We start from the raw sequence: 26,485 nt of genomic DNA, 5'->3' as shown, positions 1-26,485 counted from the left end.
CCATGAACCTTCTTGACGGCATAACGATTGTCAACCTCTCGGTCAACCTGCCGGGCCCGGCAGCGGCGCGGCGGCTGGCGGAGCTGGGAGCGGCCGTGATCAAAGTGGAGCCGCCCACGGGCGACCCGATGGTTCTGTACCACGCCGACTGGCATCGGAACCTGGGCACGGGCTCGACGATCGTCACCCTCGACCTGAAGGCGGCCGAAGGGCGTGCCCAGATGATGGCGCTCCTGGCCGATGCGGACCTCCTCATCACCTCCAGCCGACCGGCGGCCATGGAGAGGCTGGGGCTGGACTGGACAACACTGCACGAAAAGCTCCCGCGGCTCTGCCAGGTGGCCGTTGTCGGTTATCCCTCCCCCCGCGAGAACGAGGCCGGCCACGACCTCACCTACCAGGCCACGCTGGGGCTCCTGAACCCGCCCCATATGCCACGCTCCCTGCTGGCCGACATGGCCGGCGCCGAAAAGACGGTCAGTGCCGCCCTGGCGCTGCTTTTGGCCCGTGAACGGGGCCATGGCGGCGGCTATGCCGAAGTGGCCCTGTCCGATGCGGCCGCAGCCATGGCCGAACCGCTCCGCTTCGGCACCACAGCGCCGGGAGCCATCTTCGGCGGCGGCATTCCCGAATACAACGTGTACCGGACCATGGACGGCTGGGTTGCCGTGGCAGCCCTGGAACCCCATTTCAAGACACGGCTGGAGGAGGCACTGGCTGTGCGAACCAGAGACGAGTACCAGGCCGCGTTCCTGACGAAAAGTTCCGCGGACTGGCAGCAGTGGGGACAGGAGCGGGATGTGCCGATCGTTGCCGCCCGGATGTAACCAACCACCAGACTGGAGGAGAGCAATGTTTCTCGATCTGACGGAAGAGCAGAAACTGATTCAGGACACCGCCCGGGAGTTCGCCAAGGCCGAGCTGGAGCCGGTGGCGGCCCAGCTTGACCAGGGGCACGACCGGGCACCGATGCTCGCCAACCTGAAAAAGCTGGCCGAGCTCGGCTTCATGGGGCTGAACGTCCGCGAGGAGTTCGGCGGCACCGAAGCCGGCACCATCGGCTTCAGCCTGGTCATGACCGAGATTGCCCGGGCCTGCGCCTCCACGGCCGTGACCGTGTCGGTCAGCAACATGGTCTGCGAGGTGATCCAGGCCATCGGCAACGAAGCGCAGAAAAAGGCGTACATCCCGAAGATCTGCTCCGGCGAGTATGCCGCCGGCGGCTTTGCCCTGACCGAGACCGGCGCCGGCTCCGACCCGTCCGGCATGGTCACCCGGGCGGTTGACGACGGGGATAGCTATGTGCTGAACGGCACCAAAATTTTTATCACCAGCGCCCCCTACGCCGGGGTCTTCGTGGTCTGGGCGGTAACCGACAAGGAGGCCCCCAAGGGAAAGGGGATCAGCTGCTTCCTGGTGGAGGCGGGCACCAAGGGGCTGGTCATCGGCAAGGAAGAAAAGAAGATGGGGCAGCACGCCTCGGCCACCAACGAGGTCATCTTCGACGACTGCCGCATCCCGAAATCGGCACTCATGGGGAAACTGAACGACGGCTTCCGCACCGCCGTGGCGGAACTGGCCGGCGGCCGGATCGGCATCGGGTCGCTGGGACTGGGTGTGGGTCTGGCAGCCATGGACCATGCCACCCGCTACACCACGGAGCGGTCACAGTTCGGCCAGAAGATCAGCAACTTCCAGGCGATCCAGTGGATGGTTGCCGACCACTACACGGAACTTGAAGCGGCCCGTCTGCTGCTGATGAATGCGGCCTTCCGCAAGGACAGCGGCAAGACGTTCGCCAAGGAAGCCTCCATGGCCAAGATGTATGCCACCGAAGCGGCCAACCGTGCCTGCTTCGCCGCCGTACAGATGCTCGGCGGTTACGGCTACACCCAGGACTTCCCGGTGGAACGGTATGCCCGCGACGCCCGCATCACCGCCATCTACGAGGGGACCAACGAGATCCAGCGGGTGATCATCTCCCGGGAGATACTGCGGAACTTCAATTGAACGAATATCAGAAAAGAGTTTACCCCAAGCCGGAACCAAACAGAAAAAACCAAAGGCTATTCAACACGGATCAACGCTGATAACAGCGGATCAACGCGGATAAAAGCGAAACAGAAATAGATTTTTCAAGTCCGCGTAAATCCAGTCAATCCGCGTCCATCCGCGTTCAATTGCAGTTCAGGTTTGCTCACTTCTTGTGAAGTCTTACGTCGTAAGCGCCTAAAAGGAGGAATACATGGGCAACAGCAAGCGCATCACCCTGCAGCAGGCCGCCGAGATCGTCAAGGACGGCTCCAGTCTCACCTTTTCCGGCTTCACCATCTGGCGACGCCCCATGGCCCTGGTCTATGAACTGATCCGCCAGGGACGAAAGGGGCTCCACCTGATCGAGGTGAACGGCGGCCCCCATACCGAATTCCTGGTCGGCGCCGGCTGCGTCGATATCTGGGAATCGTGCTGGGTCGGCCACGAACTGTACGGCAAGTATGGCGCCAACCTCTCCCGCCGGGTGGGGAACAAGGAGATCCTCGTCGAGGACTACAGCCACGCGGAGATGATGTTCCGGTTCGCCGCCGCGGCCAGCGGCGCCCCCTATGCCGTCACCCAGACCTCGCTGGGAACCGACATCCACAACCCGGCGTACGACACCCTGGGCAACGCCGGCAGGCGCGACGGCAAACGGATCGCCAGCCAAAAGTACGTCTTCACCGAGGACCCGTTCTTCGGCGCCGGCTCCCAGGTGCTGGTGCCGGCAGCCAAGGTGGACATCGCGATCATGTGCGTGCAGCAGGTGGGGGAAGAGGGGACGGTGCGGGTGAGTGGCCAGTACTATTCCGACCCGGAAGCGGCCCGGGCCGCGGACATCACCATCGTCATGGCCGAGGAGATCGTGCCCGAGGAGTACCTGCGGCGCAATGCCGACCAGAACACCATCGTCAGCTTCGAGGTGGACCACATCCTTGAGTGTCCCTTCGGCGCCCACCCCACCGGCATGTTCGGCCGCTACGACGTGGACGGCGCCTTCCTCAAGGATTTTTACGGCAAGACCCGCACCCAGGAAGGGTTTGACGAGTTCGCGAAGGAGTGGATCTTCGGCCTGGACCAGATGAGCTACCTGGACAAGCTCGGGTGGCCGCGAATGCTGAATCTCAAGGCCAATACCGCGCTCAACTACTCCACATCGGTGAAAAGGGGGCAATGAAATGACCACGAACTATGCGAACCCGGAAGAGTACGGGCTGGCCGATCTGCTCTGCTGTGCCGCCTCCCGCGAGGTGCAGGACAACGAGATCGTCTTTGCCGGCACCGGCCTCCCCATGGTGGCGATCATGCTGGCCCAGAAGACCCATGCCCCGAATCTGAAGCTGATCTTCGAGGCCGGCACCCTGGACGGGCGGCCGCCGGAGATTCCCACCTCCGTGGGGGATGCCCGCTGCGAGATGGGGGCATCCCGCGCCTCGGGGCTCTATGACGCCTTCAGCATCGCCCAGCGGGGGTACGTGGACCTCGGCTTCCTCGGCGGCGCGGAAGTGGACGAGTACGGCAACGTGAACACTACGGTCATCGGCGACTACCTGAATCCGGAGCTCCGCCTCACCGGCAGCGGCGGCAACCCGGACATCAACTCCTTTGCCAAGCGGACCGTCTTCATCATGGTCCACGAAAAAAGGCGGTTCACCCCCCACGTCAGCTACATCACCAGCCCGGGGTGGCGGGTGAAGAAATGGCCGGGCGGCGAGTTCGTCCATCGTCGGGAGCTGTACGGCGCCGCCTTCCGGGGGGGACCGTCGGCGGTGATCAGCACGGCCGGGGTCTTCCGGTTCGACGACGAGACCGGCCGGATCTACCTGGACAGCTGCCACCCCGGCAAGAGCCCGGCAGAGATCCGGGAGATGTGCCACTTCGATCTGGACATCTCCCGCGTCAGCGGCGAAACCCTCCCCCCGACCCGGGAGGAGCTCCGCCTGATCCATGAGGTGCTGGACCCGGAGCAGATCTTCATTCCCAAGGTGAAGAAGGGGTAACACACGGTACCCTTGATGCAAAAAGGCCCCTGTTGCGAACCGACCGCAGCAGGGGCTTGTTGTCGCCCGGACAGCCCGGGAATAAGGGCCCGCTCAACAGAGAGGGAGCCTACTCTGCCACCAGATAGGGGAGTTGGAAATTTCCGGCGACAATGCCGGGCACCGTAATATCTTCATCAAGCGATTCCCAGCGCAGGGCATAGCCATTGAGCCGCAGCGTGACTTCAGCCAGTTGCTCATCGGTGGCAACGGCCAGCAGTTTGAAACGTGCCGCAGGAAAACCGATTATCCTGCCGTCGGTAAGCTCGACAAAGACGGTCCGTTGTTCCGTCCAGGCTCTTATTGCTGCCGGTTCGGTCAGTTCATTTTTTCGTGCCGTGGATTTCATCCCATTTCTCCGTGAGCAGAGCCGCATGCTCATAAACAAGCCATATCATAACGAAACAACCCACGAAACATTCATAAATCAAAGCGCGATCTTCAATAAAGGATCATCCCCTGGCGGGAAAGTTCCTTGCCAGGTACAGCCGGAGCGTGTCCGCGAAATCGGTCTCCTGGTCGCCGCGGTAGACCATGGACGAGGCGATTTCCGCGGCCAGGATGGCAAAGAGGTATTTCCTGGGCATCCGGCCGATCCGCTTGCGGTACCGGGGCTCCTCGCGGATGATCCGCGGCAGGTGGGAGAGAATCGCCCGCCTGAACAGCGGCTGGTCACAGAGGTCGGGCTGCCCCTGGAAGAAGCGGAACAGCCGGGCGTAATGGCCGTTTATTTCACTGCTCAGGCTATCGGATATCTCGGTACAGAGAAGTGTGGGGTGCTCGCGGCGGCGCTTCAGGATCAGCCTGGCCTCGTCCTCGGCCCGCTTCTCCAGGATCGTCAGCACATCCCCCACGTAGTGCTCCTTGTCGGCCAGGAACTCCTGTTCGCTCAGGAGCAGGTTGGCGATGATCTCGTAGGAGGAGGAGATGACGCCGCACTTGTTGGCCGAGGCGTCGCGCATGATCAGGATACCCTTCTTCTGCAGCTGGACGCGGGCCTCGGGGGTGATGAAGGAGTTGGCCCCCTCCACGATCGCCTTGGCCGACGGTGTGCCGTCCGGCTGAAAGAACCGCTCCCAGTTGTCGCTGTCGATGGTCTCGGGACGGCCGCCACCCGGGATGAACAGGTCTGCCGGTACACTGAAGACCAGGTCGCCGTATTCCCGGGAGAACTCGTCAATGGAGATCCATTCCTCCTGCAGGACCGACCCTCGCTTCGTCACCTTCCGGTAGAGCTCCCGGAGCCCTTCCCGGCGGCTGCCGGTGCGAAAGAGCATGAAGCCGCCCGGGTGGAGTGCCTCAGGATCAAAGGCGTCCAGATCCTGCTTGAGCAGAATCCGCTTGAGCGCGCCATGATCGGCCCCCTCCAGGTCGCACACGGCAGCGGTACCGTCCAGGATCAGCCGGATCCGCACCTGGGGACAGCGCTCCAGGATCAGCCGCATGGCGTTCCCGGCCACGTCGCCGTTGGGCCCGCCGGTGAACTTCATCGAGAACGGCTCGGTCCGGATATCGATCCCCAGCTCCTTCATGGTGATCTCGGCGAACTTCACCACCCCGGTGGAGGTGACCCCGTACTCCTTGTGGTTGATCCCCACCTTTTTGCTGGAGATGATGCCGATTCCCAGCAGGTAGCCCCGCTGGCTGGAAAGCTTGGCAATCGCCTCGATCATGCTGTCGTGCATGTTCTCGTCCGGCCCGAGCTCGATCGGCTCCTCCTCCCGGAAGTAGTCCACCACCGCCGGATGACTGGCCACACCGTCTGAAGTGGTGAAGATATCCAGAAAGGCGCTGGTGACGCCGTACTGGAGCTTGAAGAGGCGCCAGTTTTCCATCTCCCGCTCCCGTTCCCGCATCATGTCCGAGGCGTCCAGGATCATCACCAGCTTGGAGCCCCCTTCATAGATATCCTTGTTCTTCAGGTGCTGGGTGTGGGCCAGGACGAAGTTCTCCCGGAACAGGGTATTGGCATTGGTGATGAAGTCATCGGCGTTGCGGGCGATGACCGTCCGCCACCCCCCCCGGGCGATGTCCGAGAAGCCGATGTGATAGCCGAAACCGTACCGGCTGAAGAAGAAGGTGATCCGAAAAGGCACGACCTGGGGGAGGTCGGCAATGAATTCGTGGCCAAGTCCGGCCAGGTAGGCCGGGTCGAGACGGAAGGCCAGGGCCTGCTTCTCGACGACGAAGAAATTGGTCTTCAGGGTGTGGGTAATGAAGGCCAGGCAACAGCGGAAGATGGAGCGCCGCACCTCGTCCAGGTAGCGGTGCCCGGTGTTGTACTCAACGACGGCCCGCACCGTTTCGTCCAGCAGCCGCTCATAGAGCGCGGTCCGGTCGGCAATGGCCGGGTCGAAACGGGCCCGGAAGAGCTGCGCCAGCTGCAGAGAGATCTCGGGATGGGAAAGGAACGCCCCCCGCACATCGTCCAGGCCGAAGCGGTCCGGCTGGTTGTGGGCCAGGTTGGTGTGGCAGAAGGCGATGAAGGCGTTGACCAGCGAGGCGTCCTCGCCGGCCATGAGGCCGGTGGTCACCAGTTCCCGGTAGGCCTGGGAACGGGTGGCCAGGATCTGGGTGTTGGACAGCTCCTGCTGGAGCGCGGTGAACGACCGGTCGCACTTCCCCAGCACCCCGCCATCCCGGCAGCGCACGTAGAACGTTCCCAGGAAGTACGGGTGGATGCCGTTGGAGATGGTGAGACAGTAGGCCCGGTTCACCGCCAGATCGAGCCGGTTGAACACCTCCATCACCTGGAGGAGGAAATCATACTGGGGTGGGTTGCCGACCGCGAAAAAGACCCGCGACTCCCTGACCGCACCGCTGTTTTCCATCTCCTCCACATCCAGGTAGAGCCCGCCCCGCCGGTTCGCCTCCTGGTAGAGGCGGAGCAGTTGTGCCACCCGGCGGGGGGGTGAGATCCGGACGTAGTTCTCGTTGTTCAGCCAGATGATCCTGAGGAGTCGGTCCAGGTTCTTCAGGTCGAATTCGGGATAATATTTCCGCAGCGCCGTTGCCACCTGCCGCCTGATCCGGGAAGGGACGACCACCTCTTTGCCGGCGAGGATATCTTCGTTGCACTTGCGGTCGAACTCGAAACGCTGGATCTCCAGCACCTGGTCGAGCCCCGGGATCTGATCGTCCGAATGGGCGATCATGGCGTAGGAGATCTCCCGCTCCTGCACCCGGCGCAGGGTGTCGTACAGGGTCCCGGGCTGATTGACCAGGGCCATGATGAGGGAGTTGTCCCGGTCGGCCAGGAGAAGGCGGCGGTTCCTGTGCAGGCTTCCCAGCTCCCGGCCCAGCATGGCGAGCGCTTCCGGCTCGTCTTTCATGGCAATGAAGAAATAGGGGTTCATCTGTTCCCGGAGCCAGCGGCGGTTTGCCGCCCGCTCGGAGGCCGGGGTGGAAGCTGCGTTCATAGTGAAGAACTCCTCTCGCTGTTCATATGGCTTACCCAAGTATACACATTTTCCGCGCAAGCATAAGTGAGGAGGCGCCGGTGAACCACACGCCCCAACAGCAATGCAGCACCTGAACCTTGACATAAAAAGAAATGTTCCAAAAGAACGATAAGAGGACAGGTACCAAATTGAGACGAAAGAGCCAAGATCAGTCCGATCGCGGGAGGGGAACTTGCGGAGTGATACAGACTTGATTTCAGCTCCACCCTGGGCTATTATGCGTTCGCTCCAAAACAGTTTCATTGGTATACGATAATACTAAACCATCCGCGAGGATGGGGCGGAAAGCCTACAGGGTCTCACCGAGACAGCCGGGTTGCCGAAATACTCCAGATTTCGGCCCCGGCTTTTTTGTTGCCGCTGGCTGGGGCCAGAGAGGAGGTGATTCCACGTAAAGCGGCATGCATTTCAAAGCCTTATACTATTTCCGGAGGAAGAGATGAAAAAAATAGCCGTATGTGCATGTTTCGCCCTTATTGTGTCCATGGCATCCACTGCCCTTGCAGACAGCATCCAGAACAGGTTCGGCGTCACCGGCCGCATCGGGTTCCTGGTCCCCGCGGACAGCGAATTCAACGACTTCCCGCATTATCGGAAGTCTGATACCGACACGGGCGTGATCGGGGGGGGCGGTTTCATCTATGGTATCGACAAGAACTGGGCAGCGGAGCTGGATATCACCCACACGGAGTTCCGTGCCCATGACGGTTTCGGATTCGAAGAAGGCGATTTCGCCACCACCGACATCTCCCTGGGAGCCCAGTACCGCTTCATCAACCTGCCCGTGAAGAAGCTCGTACCCTATGCCGGTGCCGGCCTCGACATCCTGGTCAACGATTTCTCGCCGGTTGACGGTTCCGGCGGGAGCGCGGACAGCGTCGTGGGGGTCCACCTGTCGGGCGGGGTCGACTACTTCGTGCTCAAGCAATTGGCCGTAACCGGCCAGTTGAAGGGAGTGTTCGCGCCCGATGCGGACATCAGGGATTACCGCGGCGTCAAGGTCGGCAACTTTGCCCCCTCCAGCCTCTCCGTAACGTTCGGCGTCCGATATTTTTTCAACTGACGAGCATCGGCCCCACAGAACGAAGAAAGCCCCGGGTTCCGGGGCTTTCTTTCAGGAGAAACCTGCGGGTCACATCTGTTGGCACCCCGGGGTCATGGCTATCCCGTTATCACTACCAGGTCTGAGTAACGGAATCAAGGGAAACAGCCAATGTGGCGCGCAACCAATCGAATTTTGACTTCATAAGATCAAAGTCCGGTCCGGAGGTTATAAATGTTGCTTTGCCCTTGATCAGGAAACCGGCGCCTGCTCCATGCAAGCCCTGCACTTTGCTGCTCCCCAGGGTAATCAACACCTCAGGGTTGAAGGCAATATTCGCCTCGGTACGATGCATGTATCCGGCAGGGATCAGCAAACGGCCGTCGGGGGAGATGCGCAGGTAACTATTCCAGGTATTGACCATATGCGGCCCATCCTGGCCCAACGTAGCGATGGCAACCACGCCATCTTGTTTCATTATTTCCAGCAGTTTTTCGGGAATCATTGTTACTACCTCCTGTGATTTGATGGTCATGCAGCCTTACACTATGAATTGCATCGGAGCCGACGACAGGCCTTTTCAGGCGACGCTGCCGTTCAGATAGGCATTGATCTCCGCCTCGACCGCCGCCTCCTGCTCCGGCGAGAGGCCGTGGATGCTTACCACGTCCTTGAGCAGACAGATCCCCACCTTGCAGGTGACACAGCCGATGTCGTAACGACCGAGAATCTCCCCCACCGTCGGGTGCTGCGCGATCACATCCTGTATGGCCATCTCCCCTAATCCGTTTTGAAAGGTCATGTGCGTTCTCCTGTTGTTGTTTGTTAGGGATACGCTACACTCTTGCTACGGACAAACAGATGACCAAGGTCAAAAACAGCCGTTTTCCCGGCCAGGCCGGCGATCTGCCGGAACGCACGTCAGCCCGGAAGCTCTACAGTTTTTCCCGGATCTGCCGAAGTAAATGCATACCCTTTTCACCAGAACAGAAGAGCGCGCCATGTTCTATCTTTTCCTTTGCACCGCCATCATGATCAACACCTTCATCGACCTCAGCGTGGTGGAGTCCGCCCTGCTCTGGCTCACCTTCTTCTGTGGCTACCTGGTAACCAGTTACCTGGGGATCGTGCATAACACGGAGCGGTACCGGCGCCGGCTCGGTAACGAGTATCGCAGCCAGCTAAATGAAGTCCAGCAGGAGCTTCTGACCGTCAAGCCCGTCAAAGGGAAAGCAGCAGCCCACTGATTTTCTACCGCAGGATGACCACCGTAACTCCATCCCCCCCCTCGAACGCTTCCCCCGGCCGCGCTCCCTCCACCAGAGGATGGCGCTCCAAGATCTCCCGGACGGCCCGCATCAGGGCACCGGTCCCCTTGCCGTGAATGATCCGCACCTCTCCACGCCCCTGCAACGCCGCCTGATCGAGGAACTTCTCCACGTGGGCCAAGGCAGCATCCACCCGCTGACCAATGATATTGAGATCCGAAGGGAGTTCGGCCGGAGCCTCTGCCGTCCTCCGCCGCTCCCGCGCCGGTGCATCGCGCCGCTGTGAGGGGGCAATATCGGCGGCAGCCACGGCCAGCTCCAACTGACCGGCCCTGACCCGCAGCCGCTTCTGTTTGCGATCCACGCTCAATACGGTCACGTCGTAGCCGAGCGGCCGGACAAAGACCGTATCCCCTTCCCTGACCCGGTCAAGGGACAGGGTCTCCTCCGGATGGAGCGCCTGCATCTGCTCGGTAAGCTGTTCTTCCATGGCAGTCAGCCGTTCCCTGGATGTCCGGCTTCGCTCCCGCCTCGCCTCCTCCAGAATGGCATTGATCTCCCGCCGGGCCGCCGAAACCAGCTCCCGTGCCTCGTGCAGCCCCTTTTCCCGGCTCTCCCGGAGTCTCCGTTCCGCCTCTGTCCGGCGCTCGGCAAGGAGCGTCTCCTGCTGCACCAGCTCCCGCTCGCGTCGCTCCAGATCGGCCAGGAGCGCTTCGTGACGCTGGCGCTGCCCCTTCAGGTCGGTCAGCAGGTCGTGGAACTCGGCCTCCAGCCTCCCCACCATCCCTTCGGCCCGCTCGATGACCGATTCGGGGAGGCCGTAGCGCCTGGCCGTGGCCAGGGCATGGGACTGGCCCGGTTCCCCGCTCTTCAGGCGGTAGAGGGGGGTGAAGGTCCGGGCATCGAACTCCATGGCCGCGTTGACCATCCCGGGCACCCGCTGGACATGGGCCACGATGTCGATCAGGTGGGTCGTGGCCAGGACCATACTCCCCCGCCTGTGCAGCTCCTCCAGCACCGCACAGGCGATGGCCGCTCCCTGGTTCGGATCGGTGCCGGTCCCCAGTTCGTCCAGGAGGACCACGGTACGGTTGTCGGCCCGCTCCAGTATCCGGCTGATGGTCCGGATGTGGGCCGAAAAGGTGGAAAGGCTCTCCTGGATGGACTGCTCGTCGCCGATATCGGCGAGGAGATCGCTGGTCACCGGAAAGACCGAGGTCGCGGCCGCCGGTACCGGCATGCCGGCCTGGGCCATCAGGAGCAGGAGCCCGACCGTCTTGATGGCAATGGTCTTGCCGCCGGTATTGGGGCCGGTGATCAGCATCACCCGGTCCGGCGCGCCGTCGCTGCTGCCACCGAGTGTCAGATCGAGGGGGACCACGTTCTGCCCGCCCCGCTCCCGCTGTAGCAGCACCAGGAGCGGATGGCGGCCGTCCCTCACCATAAGCCTCGGCTCTTCGGTGATCTCCGGCGCCTCGGCCCCCAGCAGGTCGGCCCCACGGGCCAGACTGGCCAGCAGGTCCAGGGCGACCACGACCCGGAACTCCTCGCTGATCCGCTCCGACTCCTCCCGAACCCAGCCGGTAAGCTGGCGCAGGATGCGGATCATCTCCCCCTTCTCCTCGGCAACGAGGTTCTCCAGCTCGTTGGCCAGCCCGATGATCTCCAGCGGTTCCATGAAGGCGGTTTCGCCGGTATTGGAAACGTCGTGCACCACCCCCGGCACCATCCCCTTGGAATCCATCCGGACCGGGATCACCCAGCGGCCGTTCCGTTGGGTGATGAAGTCGTCCTGGAGAAAGATGGCGGTCTGCCGCTCCCGGACGATCTCCTCCAGCCGCTTGCGTATCCGGGCGGTGAGCTGCCGCTTCCGGGTCCGCAGGTCGAACAGTGCCCGGGAAGCGCTGTCCAGCAGCCCCCCCTCCGAGTCCAGGGAGTTTTCCAGCGCCTCCAGGATCTCCGGACAGCCGGTAAGCTGTCCGGCCAGTGCAGTAAGGAGCGGCAGGTCGTTCCGGCTGGCCAGCTGCCGCGCCACGGCTGCGCCGACCCGCAGGAGCGGCAGCAGCACTGCCAGATCCACCGGGTTCAACACCGCCCCGTCCGGTCTGGCCAGGTCCAGCACCGGCTCCACGTCCTCGAAGCCGGCCAGTGGCAGCCCCGTGTCGAAACGGGCAAGTCTCCGGACCTCCTCCACCAGCCCCAGCCGCTCTTCTATCTCCCAACGCCCGGCAAACGGCCTGATCTCCTCGATTGCCGCCACCGTCGCCGGACAGTGGGCAAAGGTGGCGAGCCAGGCCAGAATACGGTCGAACTCCAGTATCCTCAATGTCTCAAGACTCATGGTGCATCGTTCTCCCCCGGACTGCCGCCCTGCTTGACGGCCGTCCGTCGTTTCCTGCGCGCCTTCCGGCGCCTGATCCGCTCCCGTTCTGCCATGGCCGCCGTCGGCAGACCGGCTTGGTCGGCGATCTTTTCCAGGAGCTCCCGCCTGGCCAGGAACCGGTTCACCGACTGGCTCCGCTCCCGCATGCACTTCACTTCCAGGCCGGTTGGCCGATGCCGCAGGACCACGCAGGTGGAGCTCTTGTTCACGTGCTGCCCCCCCTTGCCGGAGGAACGGACGAACTGCTCCTCCAGGTCCTCTTCCCTGACCCCGAGTTCGGCCATTCGGGCGGCCAGCCAGCGGTTCTTCTCGTCACTCACGGCAAAATCGGGCATGGCAATCCGTCACCAGGGTTATTGTAGTGGCAGCCTGACGGCTGTCTCTCAGGTCACCGATTACCACAGATAGAGCGGGATGGAAACAAAAACTGCGGCCTAATATTCGGTTCAGGCTCCCCCACTTAGTGATAAGAGGGGGTTGGGGGGGGGATTGCTGCGATGGGTGCGGGAGGTGCTCAGTTATTTTGCATGCGGGTCAGACAGGCGGGGAGCTTTCGTGCCCGGTGCGCAGGGTTGCCCTCGCTGATCATGTCGGTCACGAGGCGGTCGATTTTCTTTCGATCCCGCTCGTCGATCAGTGAGAACCGGAAACCGGTGATGTAGTTGCCACCCGCCGGCGCGGGATGCGAATAGACCGATGAAGAAAGTACCGGCACCACATGTTCGCTCTCGTCAGGGTAGAAAAACACGGCTATCGCCATGGTGTCCGTTTCGATCCGGAAGGGTGTCTTCACCTTGAACCCGCCGGCGCTCAGGCTCAGATCCGTATTCACATGCCTGCCGTTCACCTTCCTGCCGTCATGAATGACCCGAAAGGCGCCGGTATCGTCCACAACCGAGCAGTACATCGGCAGGTTGATCGAAACACGCCGATGTTGGCGCTTCTCAAGGGCTGGCACACGCTCGAACACCTTGACCGTCACAAAGGGCCGGTCCTTGTGGCTCGCGATCATGCCGTTGTAGGCATAGATCTCGCCGTCAATCTCCGTTGACAGGAAGAGCTGCGTCCCGACCGGGATGTGGTCCATCTTCGGGCTGATAGCCGCGGGAAAGACGAGGCGCAGTTCGCCCCGGTCAGACTTGGCGGCAACGGCGCCTTCAATCAGCGTATAGCCGCAGGGGCTGTTGACGGACACCGAAAGGTTGGTGCCGGTTTTAAAGACGTTCCCAAGTTCTTTCATCGGACCGGACTCCACATATATACACTTTTCCTAATCTATCGTCACCTTACAGCACAGCTTTAGAGCTTGTCCGTAAATAACTGCCGCGAAGAGCGCGCCCGGCTTTGGGGCAGATTTGACTTGGCCGATTGAGCAAAACCGCAGGCATAGCAGGGCCATGTCGAGGATTTTGTGACTGAGGCCGGGGCAAAGATGCCCTGAAGACGGGTTGCGGGATCGCAAAGCTTATTTACGGACAAGCTCTTAATTTATTGTTGCGCCTAACGGCAGGACCACACCACCGGCACCTGACACATGCTCCCTCCATGATCGCTTGTCCCATTTGGTTGACTTTTTCCCTACCGATAATTATACAAATTTAATAATCATCAACCCACATTATGATAGACTTATTTTGATTTCGTAAACAGCTTCAGAACGGAGAATGAGACCCATGGGCTCGTATGCAAACCTCAAAATTGGCAATAAACTGATACTCGGCTTTGCCTCGGTCATTTTCATCTCCTTTCTGGTCGGGCTTGCCGGCATCAAAGGGATGGGCGAGATCGACGACATGCTCGAACAAATCTACAGTACCACCCTCGTCGATTCGGTCTACGTGAACGAGGCATACAGCCAGCTGATTCTCCACAACAGGAGGTTCTATCGCCATGTCCTGGCCGACAACAGGGAGTTGAAAGCAGAGATATCCGCACAGATCCATGCCAATGAAAAAGTGATTACCGATACCTTGGGAAAATACCGAAAGACGAAACTGACGCCAACGGAAACTGAGTTGCTCGACCGCTTCGAAAAGACCTGGCCGGATTACATCGCCGCTACCAACCGAATCCTCATGCTGTCAGATACCGGTAAGGGCAAGGAGGCATTTGACTTTGCCGAGAGAGATATGAAGTCCCTTTTTTACAAGCTGAATGACACACTGACCGAGATGATCCGTTTCAATCTGGTTGAGGGGAAACAACTCAACGAAGAAGCTGCCAATCTTTTTCACAACCTCCGGAACTGGCTTGTCGCACTCACTCTGCTGGCGGCCGGCGTTGGCGCGGCAATGGCATTTTTCATCACCAGGAGCGTAGTTTCTCCGCTTGGCCAGGTCCTCGATGCCGTCCGTTCTCTGGCAGAAGGGAGTGAGAACAAGGCACGCCTGGCGGGGGCGATTGCCGCCGGGGACCTGAGCCAGGAGGTAACCATATCGGAACGGCTGACCATAGATGTTAATGCCGTTGCCCGGGACGAGGCTGGCATGCTGCTCAAAGCCGCGGTTGGCATGAGCGAAGTCCAGGCAACTGTAGACAGGGCATTTGCCGGGATGACCGAGGCGCTGCGCCGCAACCGGGAAGATGAGAAAGCACGCGACTGGCTGAAGAGCGGCACCAACGATCTCAACGCCATCCTGCGGGGCGACCGCAAGGTTGACGAGATGATCGAAAAGAGCCTCGCCTTTCTCTGCGAATACCTCGGTGCCGGTGTCGGGGCCTTCTATTCCTACAACGACAGGTCGAACGAGCTTTCCGTCAGCGCCACCTATGCAATGACGCGGCGCAAGAACCTGAACGAGCGGATTGCCCTGGGCGAAGGGCTGGCAGGCGAGGCCGCCAAGGAACAAAAGATCATCTGCCTGACCAATGTCCCGCCCGACTATCTGCCGATCAGTTCCGCTATCGGGGAGGCAAAACCGCTCAACATCGCAGCTGTACCCCTGCTGCACGACCACCGTCTCGTCGGGGTGCTGGAAATAGGCTCCTTCAAGGAGTTCTCGGACAGGGAACTCGAATTCCTGCAGCAGGCACGGGAAGGGCTTGCCGTCGGCATCAGCGTCAACCTCTCACGCAAACTGGTGGATGACCTTCTCGAACAGACCCAGGCCCAGACCGAAGAGCTGCGGGTCCAGCAGGAGCAGTTGCAGCAGACAAACGAAGAGCTTGAGGAGCGGGCACAGATGCTGGAGCAGCAGCGGGAGCAGATCCGCAACAAGAACAGGGAGGTGGAAGAGGCGAGCCGAGCGCTGAAGCTGAAGGCGGACGAACTCGAGCGGATCAGTACCTACAAGTCCGAATTCCTGGCCAACATGTCCCATGAACTCAGAACCCCGCTCAACAGCCTGATGATCCTGTCGTCTCTCCTGAAAGAGAACCGGGACGGAAATCTTACCGACAAGCAGGTGGAGTATGCGGCGACCATAAACAGCTCGGGTAATGACCTGCTGACCCTGATTAACGACATCCTCGATCTCTCGAAGATAGAGTCGGGACGGCTGGAGTTCCATTACGAATCGTTTCCGCTTCGAGATCTCTGCGAACAGCTCCGGACGATGTTCGGGCCGATGGCCGAGCAGCGCGGGCTGTCGTTTGCAGTCACCGTCGAGGACGGAGTGCCTGAAGAGATAACCACTGACGGCCAGCGGACACAGCAGATACTCAAGAACCTCATCTCCAACGCCTGCAAGTTCACGCAGCAGGGGAGCGTGACGGTCAGGGGATACCTCCCCGACCGAGCAACAAGCCCCCTCTCAACGCCTGCCATTGCCTTTGACGTAGCCGACACCGGGATCGGCATCCCGGCGGACAAGCACGAGCTCGTCTTCCAGGCGTTCCAGCAGGCCGACGGCACCACCAGCCGCAAGTTCGGGGGGACCGGACTGGGGCTTTCCATCTCGCGGCAGCTGGCCCGCGGGCTTCATGGCGATATTCGTCTGGCAAGCAGTGAGGGCAAAGGGAGTACCTTTACCCTGTACCTCCCGCTTGATGCCTCTGCCCACAAAGCGGAGCAGAGGCCGGCCACGCCACTCGTCCCCCCGGCAGTGCCGGCAAGAAAGGAGCCGCAGCAGGGCGAACCCGATGCGTCGCTCCCGCCGGCGGTCCTGCCGGACGACCGTGAACAGCTTCAGGCAGGTGGCGGGTGCATCCTGATAATAGAAGACGACCTCTCCTTTGCCGGGATACTGATGGAGATGGTACGCAGCCGAGGGTTCTCGGCAATCGTGGCCGGAGACGGAGAAAGCGGCATAACGCTTGCCGATCACTACCTGCCGAGCGCCATCATCCTGGATGTAATGCTGCCGCATATCGACGGCTGGGGGGTGATGAGGAGCCTCAAGGACAGCCTCAGGACCAGGCATATCCCGGTACACTTCCTCACCTGCCTGGAGGACCGCCAGAAGGCGATGAACATGGGGGCCATAGGCTTTGTCACCAAGCCGGTGAACAGCGCGCAGCTCGACGAAGTCTTCGGCAATATCGAAAACGCCATCGCCAAGAGGGTCAAAAAGCTCCTGATCGTTGAGGACAACCGGGACGAAGCCAAGAGTATGGAGGCCCTGCTGGGGGAACGTGATGTCGCCATCACGGTTGCCGCGTCCGGTAGCGAGGCAATGCGGCTCTTTACCAGCGAACCGTTCGACTGTATCGTCCTGGATCTGGGGTTATCGGACATGTCCGGTTTCGAGGTACTGGAGAAGATTCAGTCCCTTGACGAAAACCGGCGGATTCCGGTCATCATCCATTCCGGCCAGGACCTTTCGCACGATGACGAGATGCGGCTGCGGCACTATGCCGATAGCATCATCATCAAGGGGGCCAAGAGCCCTGAGAGGCTGCTGAACGAGGTAACGCTCTTCCTGCACCTGGTGGAAAGCGGGATAGATCCGGAAAAGAAACGGATGATCCGCGCCGCCCTGGACAACGAGGCGATGCTCGAAGGCAAGAAGGTGCTGATCGTGGATGACGACATGCGCAACATCTTCTCTCTTTCAAGCGTGCTGATGGAAAAGAACATGGTTGTCATCGAGGCGGAAAACGGCAAGGAGGCGCTGGAACGGCTCAATGAGGACCCGGATATCGACATGGTGCTGATGGATGTGATGATGCCGGAGATGGACGGCTTTGCCGCTACCCGGGCCATCAGGAAGGACCCGCGCTTCGCCCGGCTGCCGATTATCGCACTTACCGCCAAGGCGATGAAGGGGGACCGGGACGAGTGTCTGAAGGCCGGCGCCAGCGATTACATTCCCAAGCCGGTGGATGTGGAGAAGCTGTTCTCCCTGCTGAGGGTATGGCTCTACAGCAATGGATAGAGCGACCATGCCGGACGAAGAACTCTTCGATATCGAGATGCGCCTGCTGCTGCACGGAGTCCGCCAGGTATACGGCTACGACTTTACCGACTACTCCGAGGCGTCGATAAAACGGAGGATCACCCAGTGGCTCGCGTCATCGGAATACGCGAACCTTTCCCACGCCCAGTCCGTGATACTGCGCGACCAGGCGGCATTTGAATCCCTGCTCAGGGGGATCACGGTCAATGTCTCGGATATGTTCCGGGACCCTGCATTTTTCCGGGCCATTCGCGAGCAGGTGGTCCCGCACCTGAAGACCTACCCGTTCGTCAAGATCTGGCATGCCGGCTGCGCATCCGGGGAAGAGGCATATTCCCTGGCCATACTCCTTGAGGAGGAGGGGTTGAAGGGGCACGTCAGGATGTATGCCACTGACATCAACAACGAGGTGCTGCAGAAGGCCAGGGAGGGGATCTATCCGCTCAAGGAGATGCAGCGCTACACCAGAAACTACCAGTCCGCCGGCGGCAGGGGGTCGTTTTCCGACTACTACTCGGCGCGCTACGACCACGCCATTATGATGCAATCGCTCCGGGAGCAGATTGTGTTTGCCTCGCACAATCTGGCAACGGATGCGGATTTCGGCGAGATGCACCTGATCCTCTGCCGGAATGTGCTCATCTACTTCAAGCCAACCCTGAAGGAGCGTGTGCTTCGGCTCTTCGACAGCTGCCTGCTTCCCGGCGGCTTTCTCTGCCTCGGACTGAAGGAGACCCTGGACGGGCGTCGGATCGCCCCTGACTACGGGGAAGTTGCGCAACGGATGAGAATTTACCGGAAACGCTATGGCCAGGAATAGACCGGGAAGATTCAGGGCGGTCGTCGCCGGCGTGTCGACCGGCGGGGTAGAGGCGCTGAAGCTGATGCTGGGCGGCCTCCCCAAGGATTTCCCCCTGCCGGTCATGGTTGTAGCACATATCTCGCAGGAGGCGGATAACGGGCTGGCGCTGCTTCTGGACGACCTGTGCGGGATCAGGGTCAAGGAAGCGGATGAACTGGAGGAGGCTGCAGCCGGGACCGTTTACCTTGCCCCTCCCAACTATCATCTTCAGGTGGAGAGGGATGCAACCCTGTCACTATCGGTGGACCCTCCGGTACGGTTTGCCCGACCGTCGGTGGACGTGCTGTTCGAGTCCGCTGCCGACGCCTTCGGCTCGGCCCTGATCGGAGTCGTGATGACAGGTGCCGGCTCGGACGGGAGCAATGGACTGAAACGAATAAAGGAGGCCGGAGGGGTCACGGTGGTGCAGGACCCGGCAACAGCCGAGGCCGACCCAATGCCAAAGAGTGCCATCGAAACAGTCTCTCCGGACTACATCGTGCAACTCGCGGAAATTGCACCCTTACTGGTCAGGCTGGCATGTTTGTAGGGGCGCACCCGTGTGTGCGCCCTGGTTTTCATGGGTCTGCCCCTACGTTGGTGTCATGTTGAGTGCAACGTGGATTAAGGAGAAAAGATGGACGAACTGCTCTCCCCTACAAAACCGTTGATCCTTCTGGTAGATGACAAGCCCGAAAACCTTGCGTCATTGGAAGGGATACTTGATGAACTCGATCTGGAGATGGTCCGGGCGCTATCCGGGAACGAGGCACTTCGCCTTTCGCTGAAGCACGATTTTGCACTCGTCCTGTTGGATGTCCAGATGCCCGGCATGGACGGCTTCGAGACCGCCGAGCTGATGCGTTCTAACCCGAAGACCAGGCATCTCCCGATAATCTTCGTTACCGCAGGGATGAAGGAGCTCCAGTACCAGTTCAAAGGGTATGACGCCGGCGCGGTCGATTATATGACCAAGCCGATTGAACCGGTCATCCTCCGGAGCAAGGTAACGGTATTCCGGGACCTCTACCTGCAACGCAGGGAGCTGGAGGCCCATCGCCAGCACCTGCAGACCCTTGTGGATCAAAGGACGTCCCAACTGGTGCGAGCGGCGCAGGAACTGGAACAGAGGGTCATCGAGCGGACCGTAGAACTGCAACAGGTGAACCTTCAACTGGAGAGCTTTGCCTACTCCGTCTCCCACGACCTGCGGGCACCGCTACGGCATATCGACGCATTCAGCCAGATCCTCATGAGCGACTATGCGGACAGACTCGACGAAGAAGCACGGGAGGTGCTGCAGAGGATTGTTGCCGGGTGCGGACATATGGAACAGCTGATCGATTCTATCCTGTCCCTGTCACGAACGGCCCGGCAACCGCTCAACAAAATAACCGTGAATCTGGAAGGGCTTGCCCGGGAAGCCTATGGCGAGGTGGTGCCCCCCGAGGAGGGGCAAAACATCGACTTTGTCACAACCCCCATGCCGCCCTGCCTTGCCGACCCGATTCTCCTTCGCCAGGCACTGGCAAACCTCATCGGCAACGCGGTCAAATACAGCAGAAGGCAGGAGGCACCCAGGATCGAGGTGGGCTCACGCCTCCAGGACGGCACGACGGTCTACTTTGTGAGGGATAACGGCATTGGGTTCGACATGAAATATGCCGATAAACTTTTCGGCGTCTTCCAGCGGCTGCATAGCCTCAAAGAGTTCGAAGGTACCGGTGTCGGCCTGGCAATCACCCAGAATATCGTCCAGCGCCATGGCGGAAAGATATGGGCCGAGGCAGAAGTCGACAAGGGGGCTACCTTTTTCTTCACGCTATGATCGCCCCCCCTGGCTGTCGGGAATTTTGACATGGCTGGTCTCTCGGCATGCCCAAAGCGAACTGGATCTGTCAGGTTTTTTTACAGAAGCGCTTACGTCGACATCATCACAAAGGGCAATCACCAACCGAAACGGAATGTTACGACGTTGGCACGTCATATGCTCATTATAAACCCGATCCCGTAACCGCTCCCCGGGGGCCGAGATGTTACCGATAGCTGCCATGATATATGCATTCTGCCTGGGCGCATTTTTCTTTGCCCGTTCCCAGTACCTGGCAGGTCTGCTCGTCTTTCTGACCGTTTCGGTAGGTGGCGTTATCGTGGGCTGCTACCTTGAATTTCGGGCCAGGGAACTGCTAAAGGAACTCGTCCCCAGGACCAGGGAATTTCACCCATCGCTGTTCAGGACGCGCAAGCCGGAGCCTGCCACTGTCACATCGAGCAATCCGCCTTGATTACCCTCAAGTCATCCTGACGCTACGCCCCAGAAACAACAAAACCCGCATTAAAGCGGGTTTTGTTGTTTAAATATAGACCGGTAACAGACGCCCGTTCAAAGGCTATTCGACGCCCCTGATCCCGGTAACGAAATACTCCGTCTCGCCAAAACAGTTGGTCGGCACCCCCTTGTGCTGCTCGTAATGGAGGGTGACCTTTCTGCCAACCGCAACGTTCAGCGTCCGGGCAACGGCCTCGTCCCGGACGCTGAACAGGAACTTTTCCGGTGTCGAGCCGGGAACCGGGATCATCTGCAGCTCCCCTTCCCAGGTCTTGCACAGCCACCCTTTCTTGGAGAATTTCTGGACGTAGCCGGCTCGATCACCGGTAGAATAGCTCCAGGTAAGGGCAAACCAAGTATAGCCGGCAAAGAGAACGACCGCCGCCAAGACGATGCCGACAACACCACCCAACATCTTTGTCTTGCTGAATGCCACGAAAACCTCCCGGTCCTGAAAATCACTTGGTCAGCGCACCGACAGTAGCACATGGCGCCGGCTCGTTCAACACCGCATTCGGCAGAGGTAGACTGTCACCATCTGTCGATCTTGCCCTTCTCGTTCAGCAACCTCCCCGTGGCAGCATCGACCGTGAAGCTGCCCAGCCAGTTAAAGCTGTTATTACCCCCTTCATCAACACGGTAGCGGATCTGAAACCTGAGCAGATCCCCCGATGACAGGACAACGTTTTTCAACACCAGGTCAAATGGACTGTAATAATCCATTTTAATCTGCTGCGGAATGGGGAAGGTGGTCGCATCGGCCAGCCGCTTCCCCTCCCTGTTCAGCAACGAAACGGTCAGTACCACGTCATCCACGCTGGCATAACGGACGTTCTTCAACACCCCGTCAACAGCCAGCCCACGATCAACCTGCACTGTCCTCCAGGCATACTTGAAATCGAAATCGGCATACCGGTACGGCATGGCGGCTACCGGATCCGCATCGGCGGCATGAACGGTCGGGGCCGCCATCAGCGCGGTCAGCATGACCAAGACAACAATTCTCAACACGAGTGACATCATCCTCACCTCCTTGCTTCATTCTACCCCTGAACACCGAAAATGCCATGAACGAAACCAGCCGCCCGGTCAGCGTAATGCTTGCCCGGGCGGCTGGTTTAATTGCTACATGATACTATTGACTCAGATGATCTTGCTCAGCGGGTACTCCACGATCCCCTCGGCGCCGAGCTTGAGCAGTTCCGGGACGATGCGGCGGACTTCCTTCTCCGGCAGGATACTCTCAATGGAGACCCAGTCGGAGTTGTACAGGTGGGCAACCGTAGGCGCTTTCTGACTCGGCAGCACCCTGGTGATCGCCTCCGCCTTGTCGCCGGGTGCGTTCATCTTGAGCCCCACCATCCCCTCGGCCGCCAGGGCCGACTGAAGCAGGGTAGCGATCTGTCGGATCTTGGCCCGCTTCCAGGGATCTTCCCAGGAAGCCTTGTTGGCCACCATCACCGGCACCGAAGTCATCAGGTCACAGACGATCCGCAGGTTGTTGGCCCGGATAGTGGAGCCGGTCTCGGTCACCTCGACAATAGCGTCGCACAGCCCGTCGACCACCTTGGCCTCGGTTGCTCCCCAGGAAAACTCCACGGTCACCGGGATGTTACGATCGGCAAAGTAACGCTTGGTGAAGCCGACCAGTTCCGTGGAGATGGTGGCGCCGTGTAGATCCTCGGGCTTCTGCACCTTGGAATCCCGGGCCACGACCAGGACCCAGCGGACCGGGCGGCGGGAGACCTTGGAGTAGACCATCTCGCAGACCTCTACCACGTCCGAGTCATTCTCGCGTATCCAGTCACGACCGGCGATCCCCACATCAATGGTGCCGCGCTCAACGTACTTGCCCATCTCCTGGGGCCGGATCAGCTTGCAGTTCATCTCGTCATCGTCCACGGTGGGAAAGTAGCTGCGGGACGAAATCCCCACCTGCCAGCCGGCCTGCTTGAACAGGTCTACTGTAGCCTCTTCCAGGCTCCCCTTGGGGATGCCGAACTTGAGTAGATTACTCATGCGAACCTCGTATCAATGAAATGTGTTCCCAACCTGCGCGTTGCATGTAGGGATGGTTTTTACGACTTTTTGTAGACCTTGTCCGGATCGAACAATGGGTTTGAATGCTCGACCCACTGGCCGTTCTCCCACTTGACGTAAAAGCAGCTCCGGTTGCCGGTATGGCAGGCAGCCGGGCCGTTCTGCTTCACCCGGATGACCACCGAGTCGGCGTCGCAGTCGGTGTAGACCTCCACGACCTCCTGGGTGTTGCCCGACTCCTCACCTTTCATCCAGTACTTGTTCCGGCTCCGGCTGAAGAACCAGGTCTTGCCGCTCTCCAGGGTCAGGTTGAGGGTCTTCTCGTCCATGAATGCGACCATCAGCACGTCGCCGGTCGCGTGATCCTGGATCACGGCAGGAATCAGGCCGTTCATCTTGGTGAAATCTATGTTGATCATGTTCGTGTCCTCTGTAAGGGGAGCCGCCGCTTATCCAAGCGGCTTCCACAGGCATTTGCGTACAAAAAAGCCGGCGCGGATGCTCTCCACGCCGGCTTGTCCTTCGTGCCGTCCAGCTTAGGCGGCGGTGACCGTCACCTTCAGGGTGGCGCTCACATCGGACTGGATCTTCACAATGGCGGTGAACTCGCCCACATGCTTGATCGGCTCGGCCAGCACGATCTTCTTCCGATCGATATCGAACCCTTTGGCCTTGAGCAGTTCGGCCAGCTCCATATTGGTGACGGCGCCGAACAGCTTCCCTTCCTCGCCGGCCTGGTGGGCGACGCTGAGGGCCAGTGCCTCGATCCTGGCAGCCAGCTGCTTGGCCAGTTCCAGGGTCTTGCTCCGCTTGTACTCCAGGTGACGGCGGGCATGTTCCATGGCCTTGGTGTTCCGCTCGTTCGCCTCGATGGCCAGCCCCTTGGGAATCAGGAAGTTGCGGGCGTAACCGGGGGCCACCTTGACGACTTCGCCGATGTGGCCGAGATTTTCCAGATTTTCCTTGAGAATTACCTTCATGTCATTCCTCCTAGCCTGTTTACAGGTTTTCTGGACGCCGCGGGGTACGAAAATTTCCCCACAGGTCGAATACTCCCAGCACGGCAACCCCGATCAGCAGGTAGGGTTGCAGCACCAGGAAAAAATAGAGTAAAAACCGCATGGCAGCCGGGACAACGAAGCGTCCCAGCAGGTACTGCACGATCGCCATCCCCTGGAGGAGATAGGCGAACAGGGTGACAACCAGGATATTGAGGGCCACCCGGTGAACCGCCTCACTCGGTACCAGGAGGGCAAAACCGGCTGCAATCAGTATCCAGACCAGCAGGTCCGGATTCTTGAACTGACGGAAGTCGCCAAACTCCGGCAGGTTCGGCAGACGCGTCCGGAGCCGGTTCACAGCAAACACATTGAGCCCGGCGATGCCGGCCAGGCTCACCAGGGCCATGGCAGGAAAGATCCGGGCGATCAGCGCCCCCCCCTGCTGCATCGCCTGACGCAGCGTTGCCAGGTCATCTCCCGTAACCCCGCTCTGCTGATAGAGAGCGATGGTCTGGCTGACGCTCTTTTCGATCCCCTTCACCAGTTGGGTCTGGAGATCGATGCCGGTTGTCACGCCGTAGACGATGGCAGCCAGCAGTATGGCAACGAAAGTGGCAGTCACCGCAAGCATCAGTGCCCGACTCACCCCTTTTCCCGACCCGAGCAATGGCGGCAGGAGCAGGGAAAGCAGACCGTCCTGGAACAGGTAGATGAGACTGGAGCCAGGGTCAACAACGACGGCCAGGGCCGCCGCGCTGATAAGGACGATGCCTGCCCCGAGCTTCGAGCCGTGCTTCACTGCATAGAACATCGCCGGTAAGGGGACAAATATTCCGGGCAGCAAGCCGGCCACCGGCACCGAGAGATAGACGAGAAACAGGGCAAGGGTGCCGCAGCTCCCCTTGCCCAGATCAAGCCATATCCCAGCACCGGGATGCTTCATCAGACCCATTTGTGGTTAGGGCATGACGTGGGCGCTGGCAATCGGCAGCAGCGCGATATTGCGAGCCCGCTTGATCGCCTCGGTGATCTCCCGCTGGTGGGCGGAGCAGTTACCGGAGATACGGCGCGGCACGATCTTGCCCCGCTCGGTGATGAAATAGCGGAGGGTCCGGGGATCCTTGTAATCGATGGTTGCCTGCTTATCGGCGCAGAAACGGCATACCTTCCGCCGCTGGAACGGTCTCTTCTTCCGGGGGCCCGACGGGCGCTGGCCAGCCGGTCTTTCCGGTCTTTCGGGTCTTTCGGTTCTCTCTTCACTCATGACTGGTCACCTCCCTTATTCGTTCTCTGCCGGGGCAGCTACGGCTTCGGCAGCCGGCTCGGCAGGCGCAGGGGCCTGAACTGCCGGGGCAGCCGGGGTCACATCCTTCTCCAGTTTGACGGTCTGGTAGCGAATGACCCGGTCGTCAATCCTCAGACGCCGCTCCAGTTCGGCAACCATGGTTGCTTCGCCGTCAAAGCGGAGATACATGTAGCGACCGCGGGCAAGCTTCTGGATCGGGTAGGCCAGCTTGCGCACACCCCAGTCCTCAAGGCGCTTGATGTCGCCCTTCAGGCTGGTGATAATCTCCTGAACCTTGGTGCTGAGGGCCTTGCTCTCCTCATCGACCAGTTCCGGCTTGACGATGTAAATCGTCTCGTACATCCTGCTCATAAACATCCTCCTCGCGGATTTGTAGCCCCGGGTCCGGCCCGGAGCAAGGAGATGCCGCATCGCTGCGGCTTCGTGGAAATTGGAATTTTTAGCACAACCCACTGTGAAAAACAAGATTTATTCGGCTGTTGTTTCTGGTTTTCTACAGGCATTGTGGCGCAGGCGCGACCTGCATCTCAACTTCGATGCCGTGGCCCTGGTGATGGAGCCCCTCGAACGGGTCGAGAGGCTGGAGGGGGGAAGTGACAGCACTCTTCTGCCTTCAGGTCTACTTCAATTCAAACGACACCAATTCCCATTTCCATCCCTTCACAGTATTGTGGCTGTACTGATCCTCACCCTTCAGCTTCACAATCGTTTTGACCGAAGGGGCGTACCAGATGGTCACGTCTATGCCGTAGTTTTTGTCATCCCGCTTATCCAATCCTTCAACACGGGGCATCGAAGGTCCCCGCCCGGACAGTGACTTTTTCATATGCAATGACCCGATAGTTGGCAGTTCTGGGGATGCCGTCGTTCTGATAAGGATGTGTCCAATTTTTACCAATGGATAAGGGAGAGCGGAGAAACCCCATGTCGGGTATCCGGGTGTTTTTGACTTCTCCGTTCTTGATATCCTTGACCGAGTTGTGATCTTTTGACTTGTAGCGCTTTCCGCCCTTGCCGATGTCGAATACCAACAGTCCGCTCTCTTCACCAATGAACGTTGAAGTAAAGGGTGATTCGAACTGCCAGCCGTCAATGGTCCAGGTATCACCAAGGGTCAGCACCGGGGCCTCGGCAGAAGGCGACTCGCCCATTACCTTCTGGTCGGCGGCATGAAGCTGTCCTGCTGCCAGGAACATTGCGAAACAAAGGAAGACAACTTTTTTCATGTTTGCTCCCATTTCAAGGTGAGACCCCATTTGCGCTCCGTCCCAGGAAGTCAGAAAGTCTTACCTCCACTACCTCTTCCCGTGCAATCCGATCCCTCCTCAAAACAAACGTTTTGACGTTACAACACCATAACGCTATAGTTAAATACAGGAGGTATTATTCATGGGCGCACTCACCA

Annotated in this window: 28 protein-coding genes and 1 riboswitch; of the genes, 11 read left to right on the top strand and 17 right to left on the bottom strand. The window is 59.9% G+C overall.

What is annotated here, in order from left to right; all coding sequences use genetic code 11:
- Positions 1-2 precede the first annotated feature (2 nt).
- From JN12_RS16940 to JN12_RS16925, 4 genes are all read left to right on the top strand, one after another.
- The gene (locus JN12_RS16940) at positions 3-827 is read left to right on the top strand and encodes a CoA transferase (protein WP_145024929.1); all 825 of its coding nucleotides are present in this window, start codon (positions 3-5) and stop codon (positions 825-827) included.
- Between the two features lie 25 nt (positions 828-852).
- Positions 853-2,010, top strand: a complete 1,158-nt coding sequence (locus JN12_RS16935) for an acyl-CoA dehydrogenase family protein (protein ID WP_145024927.1) — start codon at positions 853-855, stop codon at positions 2,008-2,010.
- A 235-nt stretch (positions 2,011-2,245) separates the two neighbouring features.
- Positions 2,246-3,211, top strand: a complete 966-nt coding sequence (locus JN12_RS16930; RefSeq protein ID WP_145024925.1) for a CoA transferase subunit A — start codon at positions 2,246-2,248, stop codon at positions 3,209-3,211.
- A 1-nt stretch (position 3,212) separates the two neighbouring features.
- Positions 3,213-4,034 (top strand): CoA-transferase subunit beta, encoded by an 822-nt coding sequence (locus JN12_RS16925; RefSeq protein ID WP_145024923.1) that lies wholly within the window; start codon positions 3,213-3,215, stop codon positions 4,032-4,034.
- Positions 4,035-4,143: 109 nt separating this feature from the next.
- Here the strand turns inward: JN12_RS16925 and JN12_RS16920 are convergent, their stop codons facing one another.
- Both JN12_RS16920 and JN12_RS16915 read right to left on the bottom strand, forming a co-directional pair.
- Positions 4,144-4,422, bottom strand: a complete 279-nt coding sequence (locus JN12_RS16920; RefSeq protein ID WP_145024921.1) for a DUF2442 domain-containing protein — start codon at positions 4,420-4,422, stop codon at positions 4,144-4,146.
- Positions 4,423-4,525: 103 nt separating this feature from the next.
- The gene (locus JN12_RS16915) at positions 4,526-7,492 is read right to left on the bottom strand and encodes an NAD-glutamate dehydrogenase domain-containing protein (protein ID WP_145024919.1); all 2,967 of its coding nucleotides are present in this window, start codon (positions 7,490-7,492) and stop codon (positions 4,526-4,528) included.
- A gap of 289 nt (positions 7,493-7,781) precedes the next feature.
- Positions 7,782-7,858, top strand: a riboswitch (cyclic di-GMP riboswitch).
- A gap of 115 nt (positions 7,859-7,973) precedes the next feature.
- On the opposite strand from JN12_RS16915, the gene JN12_RS16910 reads away from it, so the two are divergent.
- Positions 7,974-8,597, top strand: a complete 624-nt coding sequence (locus JN12_RS16910) for an outer membrane protein (RefSeq protein WP_145024917.1) — start codon at positions 7,974-7,976, stop codon at positions 8,595-8,597.
- 112 nt (positions 8,598-8,709) lie between these two features.
- On the opposite strand, the gene JN12_RS16905 is transcribed toward JN12_RS16910, so the two are convergent.
- Together JN12_RS16905 and JN12_RS16900 are read right to left on the bottom strand one after the other, a co-directional pair.
- The gene (locus JN12_RS16905) at positions 8,710-9,081 is read right to left on the bottom strand and encodes a pyridoxamine 5'-phosphate oxidase family protein (RefSeq protein WP_145024915.1); all 372 of its coding nucleotides are present in this window, start codon (positions 9,079-9,081) and stop codon (positions 8,710-8,712) included.
- A gap of 75 nt (positions 9,082-9,156) precedes the next feature.
- On the bottom strand, positions 9,157-9,378 hold the full coding sequence (locus JN12_RS16900; protein WP_145024913.1) for a hypothetical protein: 222 nt from the start codon (positions 9,376-9,378) through the stop codon (positions 9,157-9,159).
- Between the two features lie 199 nt (positions 9,379-9,577).
- On the opposite strand from JN12_RS16900, the gene JN12_RS16895 reads away from it, so the two are divergent.
- Complete coding sequence (locus tag JN12_RS16895; protein WP_145024911.1) at positions 9,578-9,823, top strand: hypothetical protein; 246 nt, start codon at positions 9,578-9,580, stop codon at positions 9,821-9,823.
- A 4-nt stretch (positions 9,824-9,827) separates the two neighbouring features.
- Here the strand turns inward: JN12_RS16895 and JN12_RS16890 are convergent, their stop codons facing one another.
- The 3 genes from JN12_RS16890 to JN12_RS16880 all read right to left on the bottom strand — a co-directional run bounded on the left by JN12_RS16890 (position 9,828) and on the right by JN12_RS16880 (position 13,467).
- Positions 9,828-12,185, bottom strand: coding sequence for an endonuclease MutS2 (locus tag JN12_RS16890; protein WP_145024909.1), 2,358 nt, complete (start codon positions 12,183-12,185; stop codon positions 9,828-9,830).
- On the bottom strand, positions 12,182-12,562 hold the full coding sequence (locus JN12_RS16885; RefSeq protein ID WP_145024907.1) for a peptide chain release factor family protein: 381 nt from the start codon (positions 12,560-12,562) through the stop codon (positions 12,182-12,184). Before JN12_RS16885 ends, JN12_RS16890 begins: the two co-directional genes overlap by 4 nt.
- 179 nt (positions 12,563-12,741) lie before the next feature.
- Entirely contained in the window at positions 12,742-13,467 is a 726-nt protein-coding gene (locus JN12_RS16880) for a PilZ domain-containing protein (RefSeq protein WP_145024905.1), read from the bottom strand.
- Between the two features lie 433 nt (positions 13,468-13,900).
- Here JN12_RS16880 and JN12_RS16875 point away from each other — a divergent pair, with 433 nt between their 5' ends.
- The 5 genes from JN12_RS16875 to JN12_RS16855 all read left to right on the top strand — a co-directional run bounded on the left by JN12_RS16875 (position 13,901) and on the right by JN12_RS16855 (position 20,689).
- Positions 13,901-17,542: a response regulator gene (locus JN12_RS16875; protein ID WP_145024903.1), complete on the top strand. Its 3,642-nt coding sequence runs from the start codon at positions 13,901-13,903 to the stop codon at positions 17,540-17,542.
- A gap of 7 nt (positions 17,543-17,549) precedes the next feature.
- Positions 17,550-18,383, top strand: coding sequence for a CheR family methyltransferase (locus JN12_RS16870; protein WP_145024901.1), 834 nt, complete (start codon positions 17,550-17,552; stop codon positions 18,381-18,383).
- A complete protein-coding gene (locus JN12_RS16865) occupies positions 18,370-18,954 on the top strand; it encodes a chemotaxis protein CheB (RefSeq protein ID WP_145024899.1) in 585 nt (194 codons plus the stop codon). The genes JN12_RS16870 and JN12_RS16865 overlap by 14 nt, the downstream gene beginning before the upstream one ends.
- An 87-nt stretch (positions 18,955-19,041) precedes the next feature.
- A complete protein-coding gene (locus JN12_RS16860) occupies positions 19,042-20,232 on the top strand; it encodes a sensor histidine kinase (protein WP_145024897.1) in 1,191 nt (396 codons plus the stop codon).
- A gap of 205 nt (positions 20,233-20,437) precedes the next feature.
- The gene (locus JN12_RS16855) at positions 20,438-20,689 is read left to right on the top strand and encodes a hypothetical protein (protein WP_145024895.1); all 252 of its coding nucleotides are present in this window, start codon (positions 20,438-20,440) and stop codon (positions 20,687-20,689) included.
- Between the two features lie 105 nt (positions 20,690-20,794).
- Here the strand turns inward: JN12_RS16855 and JN12_RS16850 are convergent, their stop codons facing one another.
- The 10 genes from JN12_RS16850 to JN12_RS16810 form a co-directional block, all read right to left on the bottom strand.
- A complete protein-coding gene (locus JN12_RS16850) occupies positions 20,795-21,169 on the bottom strand; it encodes a hypothetical protein (protein WP_145024893.1) in 375 nt (124 codons plus the stop codon).
- 95 nt (positions 21,170-21,264) lie between these two features.
- Positions 21,265-21,756 (bottom strand): hypothetical protein, encoded by a 492-nt coding sequence (locus JN12_RS16845; RefSeq protein ID WP_145024891.1) that lies wholly within the window; start codon positions 21,754-21,756, stop codon positions 21,265-21,267.
- 120 nt (positions 21,757-21,876) lie between these two features.
- A complete protein-coding gene (gene hisG, locus JN12_RS16840; RefSeq protein ID WP_145024889.1) occupies positions 21,877-22,752 on the bottom strand; it encodes an ATP phosphoribosyltransferase in 876 nt (291 codons plus the stop codon).
- A 59-nt stretch (positions 22,753-22,811) separates the two neighbouring features.
- Positions 22,812-23,192 (bottom strand): phosphoribosyl-AMP cyclohydrolase, encoded by a 381-nt coding sequence (gene hisI / locus JN12_RS16835; RefSeq protein ID WP_145024887.1) that lies wholly within the window; start codon positions 23,190-23,192, stop codon positions 22,812-22,814.
- Between the two features lie 117 nt (positions 23,193-23,309).
- A complete protein-coding gene (rplI, locus tag JN12_RS16830; RefSeq protein WP_145024884.1) occupies positions 23,310-23,753 on the bottom strand; it encodes a 50S ribosomal protein L9 in 444 nt (147 codons plus the stop codon).
- A 19-nt stretch (positions 23,754-23,772) separates the two neighbouring features.
- Entirely contained in the window at positions 23,773-24,717 is a 945-nt protein-coding gene (locus JN12_RS16825) for a YybS family protein (RefSeq protein ID WP_170242008.1), read from the bottom strand.
- 15 nt (positions 24,718-24,732) lie between these two features.
- Positions 24,733-25,038 carry a 30S ribosomal protein S18 gene (rpsR, locus tag JN12_RS16820; protein ID WP_145024880.1) on the bottom strand — a complete coding sequence of 102 codons (306 nt, stop codon included), beginning with the start codon at positions 25,036-25,038 and terminating at the stop codon, positions 24,733-24,735.
- Between the two features lie 15 nt (positions 25,039-25,053).
- Positions 25,054-25,431, bottom strand: a complete 378-nt coding sequence (gene rpsF, locus JN12_RS16815; RefSeq protein ID WP_145024878.1) for a 30S ribosomal protein S6 — start codon at positions 25,429-25,431, stop codon at positions 25,054-25,056.
- Between the two features lie 268 nt (positions 25,432-25,699).
- Positions 25,700-25,873 carry a hypothetical protein gene (locus tag JN12_RS20560; RefSeq protein ID WP_170242006.1) on the bottom strand — a complete coding sequence of 58 codons (174 nt, stop codon included), beginning with the start codon at positions 25,871-25,873 and terminating at the stop codon, positions 25,700-25,702.
- Positions 25,860-26,306, bottom strand: a complete 447-nt coding sequence (locus tag JN12_RS16810; protein ID WP_145024876.1) for a hypothetical protein — start codon at positions 26,304-26,306, stop codon at positions 25,860-25,862. Before JN12_RS16810 ends, JN12_RS20560 begins: the two co-directional genes overlap by 14 nt.
- Positions 26,307-26,485: the final 179 nt, after the last annotated feature.

The organism is Geobacter argillaceus, assembly GCF_007830735.1.
Lineage (GTDB): Bacteria > Desulfobacterota > Desulfuromonadia > Geobacterales > DSM-12255 > Geomobilibacter > Geomobilibacter argillaceus.
This window is presented reverse-complemented; position numbering and strand designations above follow the sequence as displayed.

Coding starts and splice junctions, on each gene's coding strand:
- JN12_RS16940 (WP_145024929.1), top strand. CDS start 3: ATGAACCTTCTTGACGGCATAACGATTGTCAACCTCTCGGTCAACCTG.
- JN12_RS16935 (WP_145024927.1), top strand. CDS start 853: ATGTTTCTCGATCTGACGGAAGAGCAGAAACTGATTCAGGACACCGCC.
- JN12_RS16930 (WP_145024925.1), top strand. CDS start 2,246: ATGGGCAACAGCAAGCGCATCACCCTGCAGCAGGCCGCCGAGATCGTC.
- JN12_RS16925 (WP_145024923.1), top strand. CDS start 3,213: ATGACCACGAACTATGCGAACCCGGAAGAGTACGGGCTGGCCGATCTG.
- JN12_RS16920 (WP_145024921.1), bottom strand. CDS start 4,422: ATGAAATCCACGGCACGAAAAAATGAACTGACCGAACCGGCAGCAATA.
- JN12_RS16915 (WP_145024919.1), bottom strand. CDS start 7,492: ATGAACGCAGCTTCCACCCCGGCCTCCGAGCGGGCGGCAAACCGCCGC.
- JN12_RS16910 (WP_145024917.1), top strand. CDS start 7,974: ATGAAAAAAATAGCCGTATGTGCATGTTTCGCCCTTATTGTGTCCATG.
- JN12_RS16905 (WP_145024915.1), bottom strand. CDS start 9,081: ATGATTCCCGAAAAACTGCTGGAAATAATGAAACAAGATGGCGTGGTT.
- JN12_RS16900 (WP_145024913.1), bottom strand. CDS start 9,378: ATGACCTTTCAAAACGGATTAGGGGAGATGGCCATACAGGATGTGATC.
- JN12_RS16895 (WP_145024911.1), top strand. CDS start 9,578: ATGTTCTATCTTTTCCTTTGCACCGCCATCATGATCAACACCTTCATC.
- JN12_RS16890 (WP_145024909.1), bottom strand. CDS start 12,185: ATGAGTCTTGAGACATTGAGGATACTGGAGTTCGACCGTATTCTGGCC.
- JN12_RS16885 (WP_145024907.1), bottom strand. CDS start 12,562: ATGCCCGATTTTGCCGTGAGTGACGAGAAGAACCGCTGGCTGGCCGCC.
- JN12_RS16880 (WP_145024905.1), bottom strand. CDS start 13,467: ATGAAAGAACTTGGGAACGTCTTTAAAACCGGCACCAACCTTTCGGTG.
- JN12_RS16875 (WP_145024903.1), top strand. CDS start 13,901: ATGGGCTCGTATGCAAACCTCAAAATTGGCAATAAACTGATACTCGGC.
- JN12_RS16870 (WP_145024901.1), top strand. CDS start 17,550: ATGCCGGACGAAGAACTCTTCGATATCGAGATGCGCCTGCTGCTGCAC.
- JN12_RS16865 (WP_145024899.1), top strand. CDS start 18,370: ATGGCCAGGAATAGACCGGGAAGATTCAGGGCGGTCGTCGCCGGCGTG.
- JN12_RS16860 (WP_145024897.1), top strand. CDS start 19,042: ATGGACGAACTGCTCTCCCCTACAAAACCGTTGATCCTTCTGGTAGAT.
- JN12_RS16855 (WP_145024895.1), top strand. CDS start 20,438: ATGTTACCGATAGCTGCCATGATATATGCATTCTGCCTGGGCGCATTT.
- JN12_RS16845 (WP_145024891.1), bottom strand. CDS start 21,756: ATGATGTCACTCGTGTTGAGAATTGTTGTCTTGGTCATGCTGACCGCG.
- hisG (WP_145024889.1), bottom strand. CDS start 22,752: ATGAGTAATCTACTCAAGTTCGGCATCCCCAAGGGGAGCCTGGAAGAG.
- hisI (WP_145024887.1), bottom strand. CDS start 23,192: ATGATCAACATAGATTTCACCAAGATGAACGGCCTGATTCCTGCCGTG.
- rplI (WP_145024884.1), bottom strand. CDS start 23,753: ATGAAGGTAATTCTCAAGGAAAATCTGGAAAATCTCGGCCACATCGGC.
- JN12_RS16825 (WP_170242008.1), bottom strand. CDS start 24,717: ATGAAGCATCCCGGTGCTGGGATATGGCTTGATCTGGGCAAGGGGAGC.
- rpsR (WP_145024880.1), bottom strand. CDS start 25,038: ATGAGTGAAGAGAGAACCGAAAGACCCGAAAGACCGGAAAGACCGGCT.
- rpsF (WP_145024878.1), bottom strand. CDS start 25,431: ATGAGCAGGATGTACGAGACGATTTACATCGTCAAGCCGGAACTGGTC.
- JN12_RS20560 (WP_170242006.1), bottom strand. CDS start 25,873: ATGCCCCGTGTTGAAGGATTGGATAAGCGGGATGACAAAAACTACGGC.
- JN12_RS16810 (WP_145024876.1), bottom strand. CDS start 26,306: ATGAAAAAAGTTGTCTTCCTTTGTTTCGCAATGTTCCTGGCAGCAGGA.